Source organism: Neisseria sp. P0001.S005 (assembly GCF_051963715.1).
The window spans coordinates 1-1,781 of the sequence record NZ_JBQCTZ010000374.1 but is presented as its reverse complement, the minus strand read 5'-3'; the positions used below and the strand labels follow the sequence as shown (position 1 = coordinate 1,781).

General features: G+C 52.2%; 2 protein-coding genes. One reads left to right on the top strand and one right to left on the bottom strand.

Going from position 1 to position 1,781, the window contains the following annotated elements; genetic code table 11:
- On the top strand, window positions 1-1,083 hold a 1,083-nt coding region (locus tag ACTHSP_RS20305; protein ID WP_440346799.1), incomplete at its 5' end, for an alanine/glycine:cation symporter family protein.
- A 59-nt stretch (window positions 1,084-1,142) separates the two neighbouring features.
- Here ACTHSP_RS20305 and trhA read toward each other — a convergent pair.
- The gene (trhA, locus tag ACTHSP_RS20300) at window positions 1,143-1,769 is read right to left on the bottom strand and encodes a PAQR family membrane homeostasis protein TrhA (RefSeq protein WP_003745948.1); all 627 of its coding nucleotides are present in this window, start codon (window positions 1,767-1,769) and stop codon (window positions 1,143-1,145) included.
- Window positions 1,770-1,781 lie beyond the last annotated feature (12 nt).

The window sequence follows — 1,781 nt, the reverse complement described above, 5'->3', positions numbered from 1 at the left end:
TTTGCAGAAGCCGTTTTGGCGCAAAAATACCGCGTGGTCAGCCACGGCAAATACATCGGCGGCCCTGCGTTTTACATTACGCACGGCCTGACGCCGAAAATCGGCCGTGGTGCGGCGCGTTTCCTGTCCGGCTTTTTCTCCATTGCCTTGATTATCGCGCTGGGCTTCATCGGCAACGCAACCCAATCCAATTCCATCGCCTCGGCCATTAATTTGGCTTTCGATATTCCTCCGATGGCTGTCGGCATTGCTTTGGCAATATTCGCCGGCCTGATCATCATCGGCGGCATCAACCGCATTGCCGGTATCGCGCAATTTGTCGTGCCGTTTATGGCGGTGATTTACATCTTGTGTGCCGTAATTATTTTGTTCAAATTCTCCGACCACATCATCCCGATGTTCCACAGTATCTTTGTCGCCGCCTTCAATCCTGAAGCGGTATTGGGTGGTGCGGCCGGTATCGGTATGCGTGAGGCTGTCCGCTTCGGTGTGGCACGCGGCCTGTTTTCCAATGAAGCCGGTATGGGTTCGACCCCGCACGCTCACGCGACCGCCAACGTCAAACACCCTGTGCAACAAGGTATGGCCGCGTTTATCGGTATCTTTATCGATACGCTAATGGTCTGCACGGCAACCGCACTGATTATCCTGCTGACCGACGCCAACCTGTCCGGCGAAACCGGCGCGGCAGTTACCCAACTGGCGTTTAACAAAGCCTTCCCGGGTTTCGGTTCGCAACTGCTTGCCGTCTGTCTGACCTTCTTCGCCTTCACCACCATCATCGGCTGGTACTACTTCGGCGAATCCAATATCCGCTTCCTGTTCCGCGGCAAACACTTGGGCATCTACCGCGCACTGGTTTTAGTGGCCATCGTATTGGGTACCTTGGGCAAAGTGGATTTGGTTTGGAGTATGTCCGATATGTTCAACGGCTTTATGGTCTTGCCGAACTTAATCGCCCTCTTCCTGCTGCGTAAGGAAATCCGTGCGGTTTACGACGATTATCTGGCGCAAACCAAAGCCGGCAAAGAGTTGACCTACAACTACGAATTCCACGAATTCCACGACAAAAACCCAGGTTAACGACAAACAAAAACCTCTCAGTCAAACTGAGAGGTTTTTTTATTTCAGGCCGTCTGAAACTACAACACATAAAAATAAATGCTGATAAATTGCGTCAAACTGCCTGCCAAAACAAACAAGTGCCAGATACCGTGGCCGTGGCGGATTTTCGTATCGTTGATAAACCAATAAATCCCCACGCTGTACAATACACCGCCCAACACCAGCCAAAATAATCCACCAGCCGAAAGCGACTGTATCAGCGGCCACACCGCCACCACAATCAGCCAGCCCATCAACACATAAATCACCATCGACAGCAGCCGCTTCTCGCTTTTGCGCCCAATCGTCAACTCCTGAACAATGCCCAGCAAAGCCAGCCCCCACGACACGCCGAAAAGCGACCAGCCCCAGCCGCCGTGAAGGGTAATCAGCGTAAACGGCGTATAGCTGCCTGCAATCAAAAGATAAATCATGCAATGATCGACTTTTTGCAAAATCGCCTTGGCTTTCGGCTGCGGAATGCTGTGATATAAGGTTGAACCCAAATACAGGAGCAGCAGGCAGATTCCGTAAGTCAGTGCACCGGCAATCCGATAGCCGTCCGCCGATTCCACCGCTTTCACCAGCATCAGCACCAACGCCGCCACTGCCAACAAGAAACCGGCCAAATGGCTGTACGCATTAAATCTCTCGCCGTGATACATAAACCATTCTCA